Below are 8357 nucleotides of genomic sequence, written 5' to 3'. Positions count from 1 at the left end.
TAGGGCAAAATGGGTATCAGAGGCTTTGATTTATGTCAAATTGGAGGTTATCTCACTGGTTGCTTTTTCTGGATGGGTTTTTCACCACGAAGCACACAAAGGGGCACGAAGTTGTGTATAATGTATTCCGCGACCGTCTGAAGATGGGCCAAAGCTGCAAAGCCGCTAAAAGCTTATTTTATCTTAAGAATTTTTTGTGAGCTTAGCGCCCCACGCCCGCCATGCGAGCAAGGCGAGGCGGGCGGGTTTGTATGAGAAGTTTTTTTCGGCTTTTTCAAACTTAATTGAGCGATTGTCGAGGTTGCTGCAACTACACGGCAGATGGCGTTCCGCTATAGTAATACTATGCGGGACGACATCTAACACAGTAGATGCAGTAAGATCGGCAAGCCCCCTTAGGGTTTCAAATTAAAAATATTAAATCGATAGAATTCCTTTAAAAAACGTATTCTCTATATTTTTAATTTGAAACGCTCAATTTAGTCGGTTTTGTGAAGTTCGGTGGCACACACCACGCCGATGCCGGCGCGGGTCAGGGCGTCGGCGGTCAGATTCGTGGAGCGGTGCTTTTCGATATAATTTTGTTCGAGGGCCGGCATCAATCCCTGGGCTTCGACGTCGCTTTTGGCCATAAAATAATCCAGAATGTCGGATGGATGGTCCAGCTTCTGCTCGATTTCGACTTCACCGCCTTCATGTTTGGCCGATATGTTGGGCACTTCCTGCGCAATTTCAACCAGCTCGTCTCTGCGGTTATACGGCTGGCGCACAATGGACTTCCAGGTTTCGGTGATATGATGCTCGAAGCGCACGACATCCTCCAGACCCAGGGCCTTGCGAATGGCGTCGGCCTTGCGGATGGTGTCGTTGTTGGCTGAATTGGACAGGTTGAATCCGATCAAAGAGGTGGTGCCGTCCTCGCGTGAAAACAGCCGGGCGGTGGTCAGAGTCCACAGGATTGAAAAAGGATTGTCATTGCCCATAAAGACCGAAATCTTAAATTCATTGTTGACCCCCAGCTTGTGCAGCAAATATCCCACCAGCACGGTACCCGGGTTGATGTTGAGCACCTGCTGTACACCATAGGTGGTGTAAAATTTAAGATATTCCTGGACCCATTTGATGGGATATTCGTTGGGCTGTCCCACACCCCCAAAATAACCGGTAATGGTCTCCGGGCCGCCCAGGTGCACGTTGGAGCCATCGGTGCCTTTGGTGTCCAGGGTTTCAACATAGGTGGCGCCGATGATCTGCATGGCGGCTGCCACGGCCATGACATCCCCGTTGTCGGTTTCCTGCTCGGCCATATTACGCACCCGAATAAAGCGGCCGGGCATCAATTCCCCTTTTTCAATGCTGCGGCGAGCTTCGGTGATCAACCAGGGAAAGTACTGCAGGGCACTGACTTCCAGGGTGACCGCATTTTTCTGGTTAATATCGGCTGCTTTGGCCTTATCGCCCAGGACACGCTGATAATAGTCCGCCATGGATATAAAGGCCCCGTTGTCGCGTTGTTCGATCAACCAGTTTAAGTCAGCGACATAGGGGGATTTGGCTTCCTGCAGGCCGGCCATTAAATTGTCGAGTTTGGCGGCTTCCTGCGCCTTGCGGTTGATTTCCTGCGGGCCACCGAAAGATTCGATGACCGCCAGCAACTCGTTGACGAGCTCATTGCCCGGATCGGTCAACAGGGCGTTGATCTCCGCCAGGCGGCTGTCGGCTATGTTCAGCAAACCTCTTAAATCGGACATGATTTAATCCTCCATGTTATTTGGAGTTCAATTAAATATATTTCCCACAAATCTAAACGTGTGTGCATGCGGGTTAACGGGTTGAGCCCGTTTGCCCGTTGTGCCCGTTAGCCGGTTGGTTGTAAATCAGTGTTTCTTTCTTTACGGGCCTAACCGGCTCAACCGGCAACCGGCCAACCGATTATTTGAATTCCGCGTCGAACTTTTCTTTCTCGCCGGAAATCATGTGGTAGCAATGATCATCTTCGGGAAATTTTCCGGCTTTAACCTCAGCCACATATTCTTTCATGGCGTTGGTGACCACATCAGCGACGTTGCAATATTTTTTGACAAACTTGGGTGTGAAGGCCTGAAACTGGCCGATCATATCGGATACGATCAGCAGCTGGCCGTCACAGTCCGGCCCCGCCCCAATGGACAGCACCGGGATGGTTAATTTTTGCGTGATATAAGCGGCCACCTCCGGTGGGATGGCTTCCAGTAGAATCATCTGAGCGCCGGCCTCCTGGACCGCCACCGCATCCTGCACGACGATGCTGGCGGTCTCCAGGGTGCGTCCCTGGGCCTTGTGGCCCCCAAGCTGACCCGAACTCTGGGGTGTGAGACCGATATGACCCATAACCAGAATACCGGCTTCTACAATGGCTCTGATCTGCGGCACCACCCGCACACCGCCTTCGAGTTTGATGGCATCACAGCCGGCCTCTTTTAAAAAGCGGCCGGCGTTTTCAACCGCTTTTTCAAGGGAGCTTTGATAGGACATAAACGGCATGTCCCCCACGATAAAGGTGCCGGGCGCGCCCCTCCGTACCGCCTCACAATGATAGATGCACTGGTCCATGACCACCGGCACGGTCCCCGAATACCCATAGACGCACATCCCCAGCGAATCACCCACCAGCAGCATATCCAGACCGGCGGTTTCGGCAAATTGAGCGGTTGGAAAATCATAGGCGGTCAAAAAGGTGATTTTATCGCCCTCCTGCTTCATCCGCAAAAAGTCATGAATCATTTTTTTCTTTGCCATCTGCGGCCTCCTTTGACTGGTGGTTGTAATCGTTTGATACCTTTCGGCATTTGCCGGTCGCTCGCTTTTTAATTTTGGCATACAATCAATTGAAGTGCAATCATGAATAGATTTATAGAAATATTGCCATACTGGGGCATTTGCCGTTGCGCTGGGCAAAGATAAGGGATTTGCCCCTAGCGGTCATCAGAGTTCAAACGAAGATCTGATCGCAGCAGCCGTTGTGAAACCCCGCGCCGATTGAAAGGTATGTCATAACAGCAGATTGCATCGAGCTTGTGTCTGAGTCGACCTTAATGCCAAAAACACTGATATGTGGCATGGCTTTTGAACTTTAACTATTTTGGCTGAAAATGTTTACCAAGCCCCCTTTCTTGACAGACGGCTCGGTATTAGATTAGAGTTTATCTCTTTTGCCAACTGTTGGAATTTTCACATCTTTAATTAAATAGGATACTACCACCATGAAAAAGCAATGGGTTACCGGAATCGTTTGCTTAAGCCTGCTGGCGCTCTCGTTGGCCACTGCGGTAGCCGCGACGCCGGATGAAGCTACCCTGCACAGCTGGGTGCAGAAGATGAAGACCGCTTCCCGTGGACCCTTTAAGCATATTCGCTGGTTTTGTAATGACGGAACGATTCAGCTGCCCAAAGAATATGCCTGCAGCGAGCGCGGCGGCGGGGTGCAGCACGGCGAATGGAACGATCGCGTCAAGGTCTTACGGGAAAATGGTTACTATATCGCCAACGTTTTTGCTGATGTGCGTGCTGACGAATTTTTGCAGGACTCCCGGCACGTGGAGATCGTCAAACACATGGTTCTGGAACAATTTCTGATTGAAGCCGATAATGGCTGGATTTTCCGCCGCGCCCGTTATTACCGCGGTGCGCTGCAAACCGAAGACGAGACCCGCGCCGGGCGCGAGCTATTGCTGGCAATGGTTTCCGATGCGCAATGGCGCGAAAATCGGTTTATGGTGCTGCGCGAAGCGGTACGCTTTATTCCCCATGGCCGCCAGGGCGCGCCGATTACCGAGATGCGGCAGCTTTCACGCACTTTGGCCGAAAAAGATCCTGATTTTGAAACCCTGCGTATCAAGTTGCATGTTCATCCGGAGCTGGCAGATGCCCAAAAAGTTAAAGAATACGCTGCCCGACAGGGAAAACAGGAGCTGACCGAGGACTACGCCCATTTGGCCGATATCATTGAGCAGGTGTTTAAAGCCCGCGAGATTCAAAAAGAAATTGAAGCCCTGGCCAAAACGGTCAACAATGCCTCATTTGCCAAATCGCTGATGCAAACGGCCAGCCGGCTTGCGCCCCAAAATGATGACCGGGATCGTTTTTTAGCCGCCAGCCTTTTGCTGGCCATGTTGCGTGATAATCTTGCCAAAGCCGGTAAGGCCGAACAGATGCTGGCTGTTTTGGATGCCAGTATCCTGTTGGAGGGCGAGTTGTTTCGCATGGGCGATATCATGATCGCCCAGCTGGCTGAGGCCACCCGGCGCCAGAGGCTTTCCTGGCTGATCAAATATGCCGACGGGCTTTATGGCATCGGCATGATATCTGCGCGCCAGCAACAGGCGTTAATGCAAAATCTTCGTCGGCTGATGCAGGCAGACCCCCAGTTGATCGACTATAAGGCCGAGCTGCAATATACGGCGCGCATGCCCGAATGGGCCGACCGCACCCTGCGATATCACCTGGGAGAGACCGTGGCGCATCTGGCCACCATCGAGCCACTCAGTCTTCGCTACGTACACGACCGCCTGCGCGGCAGCTTGTTGCTGTCCTATGCTGCGGTGCTCGAAAGCCTGATTTCCGATGCCAATCGGCAGCTGGGTATCCGTAATTTTATTTTCGGCCAGCCGGCCGATACGGGGCTCAGAGGCTTAAATCCGGGTCTGGCACGCGGGAGGCTTAAAGTATCGCCCGCGGGCAAAGCCCCCGCCAAATTTGATGCCAAAGGCATTTATGTGCTGCCTTCAACCACAGAGGATTTGCCCCCGGTTGCCGGTATATTGACCACCGGCGAAGGCAATATCTTATCCCATGTTCAGTTGCTGGCCCGCAATCTGGGTATTCCCAATGTGGCCATTGACCCCAAATGGCTGCCCCTGATCCAATCCATGGCCGACCAGCAGGTGGTGTTAGCCGTCAGTCCGCGCGGGATCGTCCAGTTGGCCCTCGACGGCCCGCAGTGGGATGCCACCTTTAATGTGGAAAAAGGCCCGAAGGATTTATTGATTCGGCCGGATCTCAAAAAATTAGATCTGAAAACCAGCCGGCTGCGTTCCCTGGATACGCTGCGCAGCACCGATTCGGGTCGAATTTGCGGTCCCAAAGCGGCCAATCTGGGAGAACTTAAACATTATTTTCCCGAAGCCGTCGCCGGCGGGCTGGTGATCCCTTTTGGATTTTACCGGCAATTGCTCGAGCAACCCATCGAGCCCGGCGGCATTTCCGCTTTTCGCTGGATGCAGGATCAATATAAAATTATGCAGCGCCTCAAAGGCGATCCCCAAAGACAGGATCAGGTGACGCAACAATTTTTGGAGACCATTCGCCACTGGATTGTGAATTTGGACCCGGGTGAAGATTTTCGCAACCAGCTGCGCAACGCCCTGCAAGAGACCCTGGGCCCGGATGGGTCCTATGGCGTATTTGTGCGCAGCGACACCAACGTTGAAGATTTGCCGGGGTTTACCGGCGCGGGTCTCAACCTGACCGTGCCCCATGTGGTGGGGTTTGACAAGATCATGGCTGCCATCCAGCGGGTGTGGGCCTCTCCGTTTTCTGAGCGCGCCTTTCGATGGCGTCAGGCCTATATGGACAGCCCGGAACATGTTTATGCTTCCGTCCTGTTGATGAAAAGCGTGCCGGTTGAAAAATCCGGCGTGCTGGTGACCGCTGATATCGAAAACGGGCAGCCGGGATGGTTGACTGTGGCGATTAATGAAGGGGTTGGCGGAGCGGTATCGGGGCAAACCGCCGAAGAGCTCAAGATCGACATGCAAAACGGCGGTATCCGCCTTCTGGCGCATGCCACCGATCCGTATAAACGGGTGCTCTCAGATGAAGGCGGTGTATCAAAGATTTCAGCCAGTGGGACACCGGCCCTGCTCAGTGAGGCCGAAATCCGGCATTTGATGGATTTTGCCCGCTCAGTGCCCAAACGGTTCCCGAAACTGCAGGACGCCCAGGGCCGACCGGTGCCGGCCGATATCGAGTTCGGTTTTTACCAGAATCATCTGATGCTCTTTCAGATTCGACCTTTTTTGGAAAGTGCCCGGGCCCGGCAAAATCTTTTTCTAAACAACTTGGACAGTCGTCTGGCACAAAATCACACCAAAAGGGTTAACTTGGACGACATCCCACCAGAGGTGCAAAGATGAAAATATTTCTCACCACGGTTGCTTGCTTGATGGGTTTTATTGGTGCTGCCACCTGCTGGGCCTATCCTCTGGATGGCTACGAATATACCGGCATTGCCCGCGTGGAAGCCTATCGCCTGGCGATGGAAGGCAAGGTGAGGGCGCCCAAACAACCCCCCGGTGCGCTGCTGTCCACCGATCAGGTGGACATCCGCCTGGCGGCCAGATCTGATTTTACGATCCCGCCGCCTGATGCTGAGTTTGCTGAAGCGGTGCAACGTTTATTGGGGGCGGAAGCAGATCGCTATGCAGTGGCGGTGCTGGATTTAAGCAACCTTGAGCAGCCCCGCTATGCCGAACACCGCAGCACCGCCAGGGCCAATCCGGGCAGCGTGGGTAAAATTTTGATTGCCATGGGCGTTTTTCAGGCCCTGGCGGATGTGTATCCGGATGATATCGATGCCCGTCTGGCGATATTGCGCAACACGGTGATTACCGCCGATGAATTCATTCAATCCGATCATCACATCGTGCCGGTCTGGCAGCCGGGCAATGCGCGCGTGCGCTATCCCAAAATCAAGATCGGTGATCAGGCCAGCCTTTACACCTATCTGGACTGGATGCTGTCGGCCAGCTCCAATGCAGCCGCCAGCATGGTCTTAAAACATGTGATGCTGCTGGTTCACTTCGGGCCGGCCTATCCGGTCTCCGAAGCCGAGGCCCAGCAATTTTTTAAGGAGACGTCTAAGAAAGAGCTGGCCGCCCTGCTGTCACGGGCACTGCAGGACCCGGTGACGCGCAGCGGGCTGGATCTGGAGCAGCTGCGCCAGGGGTCCTTCTTTACCTGGAAAGGCAAGCGCCTGGTGCCGGGCACCACGAGTTATGGCACACCGCAGGAACTGATGCGCTGGCTGATCAAGCTTGAGCAGGGCAAACTGGTGGATGCTTTTTCCAGCCGTGAAATCAAGCGTCTGCTGTATATGACCCAGCGGCGCATCCGCTATGCTTCGGCACCGGCGCTGGCCAAATCGGCGGTCTACTTTAAATCCGGTTCACTGTATAAATGCAAAGCTGAGCCTGGTTTTGAGTGTAAAAAATACCACGGCAACGTCATCAATATGCTTAACTCGGTGGCCATTATCGAGGCACCGGCCGATCAGCGGCAGTTGTATTATATGGTAGTGGTCATGTCGAATGTCTTGCGCAAAAATTCAGCTGTGGTGCATCAAACGTTGGCTACGCGGATTCATCGTATGCTGGAAAAGTACTATAAGGTGGGAAAATTTAGTTCTGGTTCGTCTCCGTCTGGCAAACAACCTCATCAAGCGCCACAATGAGCTTCTGAAGCCATTTTTCGCCATGACGGCTTTTGGCCAAAGCGACGGCAATATAACGACGACCGTCATGTTCGATGATGGCGCTGTCAGAGTGGTAGGGACCCCAGGTACCGGATTTGCGGTATATCTCTGAATCCGGCTGCACGGATTTGAGGCCTTTGACAAATTTGTGCTCGATTTCGGATTCCGCCAGAATGGCTTTCATGAGTTGGCTCAGTTGCGGTGAGACCAGCTGGCCGGTTTCTAGCAGGTAATAAAAGCGGGCCACCTGCAAGGCGGTGGCGCCGTGGGAAAGATTGTGGAGCGGATCACGTCTGCGGGCCGGGGCCTTGCCGTATTCTTTGCCAACCCAGATGCCGCCGCCCTTTTCAGGATCATACAGGCGGTAACGCGGTGATTGCAGCAATTCGGCCAGATAGTCGATCCCAACGCGATCGAGCATCTCGGATGCGGCTGAGTTAGACGAGCGCCGGATCATCAGTTTGAGTTTTTCCATGGTTTCATCGTCGAGGGTCATTTCACCGGCGGCGATTTTTTCAAAGGCGCCCAGAAGGATGGCAATTTTGGGTAAACTGGCGGCATACATCATTTCATTGGGATTGATGTAGGCCATGCGGGGATCGGACAGATCGGTGATATCGACGACCACAATGCTGAGGTTTTTATCCTCGGTGGCGCCGTCCAGTTTGAGGGCGTTGATGCGCTGATCCAGTGCTTTTTGCAGCCGGGGATCGCAGCTTTGCGTCCAGTGTGCTTCCTGAGACTGTGCACTCGTGAGGCTAGCACAAAACAGAACAAATAAGATCAGCGCCAATAATTGTTTCAGCCTATCCATAATGGTAATTATTACTTATTATCTAAAAAATGC

The 8357-nt window shown here is 53.2% G+C and carries 5 protein-coding genes; 2 read left to right on the top strand and 3 right to left on the bottom strand.

Annotated features, from left to right (window positions below; translation table 11 throughout):
* Nucleotides 1-479: 479 nt before the first annotated feature.
* Both QNJ26_07960 and panB read right to left on the bottom strand, forming a co-directional pair.
* Nucleotides 480-1751 carry a hypothetical protein gene (locus QNJ26_07960; protein MDJ0985465.1) on the bottom strand — a complete coding sequence of 424 codons (1272 nt, stop codon included), beginning with the start codon at nt 1749-1751 and terminating at the stop codon, nt 480-482.
* A 181-nt stretch (nt 1752-1932) separates the two neighbouring features.
* Nucleotides 1933-2778, bottom strand: coding sequence for a 3-methyl-2-oxobutanoate hydroxymethyltransferase (panB, locus tag QNJ26_07955; protein MDJ0985464.1), 846 nt, complete (start codon nt 2776-2778; stop codon nt 1933-1935).
* Between the two features lie 464 nt (nt 2779-3242).
* On the opposite strand from panB, the gene QNJ26_07950 reads away from it, so the two are divergent.
* Nucleotides 3243-6173 carry a PEP/pyruvate-binding domain-containing protein gene (locus QNJ26_07950; protein ID MDJ0985463.1) on the top strand — a complete coding sequence of 977 codons (2931 nt, stop codon included), beginning with the start codon at nt 3243-3245 and terminating at the stop codon, nt 6171-6173.
* Nucleotides 6170-7489, top strand: a complete 1320-nt coding sequence (locus QNJ26_07945; protein ID MDJ0985462.1) for a serine hydrolase — start codon at nt 6170-6172, stop codon at nt 7487-7489. The genes QNJ26_07950 and QNJ26_07945 overlap by 4 nt, the downstream gene beginning before the upstream one ends.
* Here QNJ26_07945 and QNJ26_07940 read toward each other — a convergent pair.
* Nucleotides 7437-8324, bottom strand: a complete 888-nt coding sequence (locus tag QNJ26_07940) for a serine hydrolase (protein ID MDJ0985461.1) — start codon at nt 8322-8324, stop codon at nt 7437-7439. The genes QNJ26_07945 and QNJ26_07940 overlap by 53 nt on opposite strands.
* Nucleotides 8325-8357 lie beyond the last annotated feature (33 nt).

Source organism: Desulfobacterales bacterium, assembly GCA_030066985.1.
Taxonomy (GTDB): Bacteria; Desulfobacterota; Desulfobacteria; order Desulfobacterales; family JAHEIW01; genus JAHEIW01.
This window is presented reverse-complemented; position numbering and strand designations above follow the sequence as displayed.

Excerpts from the sequence above, each read along its gene's own strand:
- QNJ26_07945 (MDJ0985462.1), top strand. The coding sequence starts at position 6,170 with ATGAAAATATTTCTCACCACGGTTGCTTGCTTGATGGGTTTTATTGGT.
- QNJ26_07940 (MDJ0985461.1), bottom strand. The coding sequence starts at position 8,324 with ATGGATAGGCTGAAACAATTATTGGCGCTGATCTTATTTGTTCTGTTT.
- panB (MDJ0985464.1), bottom strand. The coding sequence starts at position 2,778 with ATGGCAAAGAAAAAAATGATTCATGACTTTTTGCGGATGAAGCAGGAG.
- QNJ26_07960 (MDJ0985465.1), bottom strand. The coding sequence starts at position 1,751 with ATGTCCGATTTAAGAGGTTTGCTGAACATAGCCGACAGCCGCCTGGCG.
- QNJ26_07950 (MDJ0985463.1), top strand. The coding sequence starts at position 3,243 with ATGAAAAAGCAATGGGTTACCGGAATCGTTTGCTTAAGCCTGCTGGCG.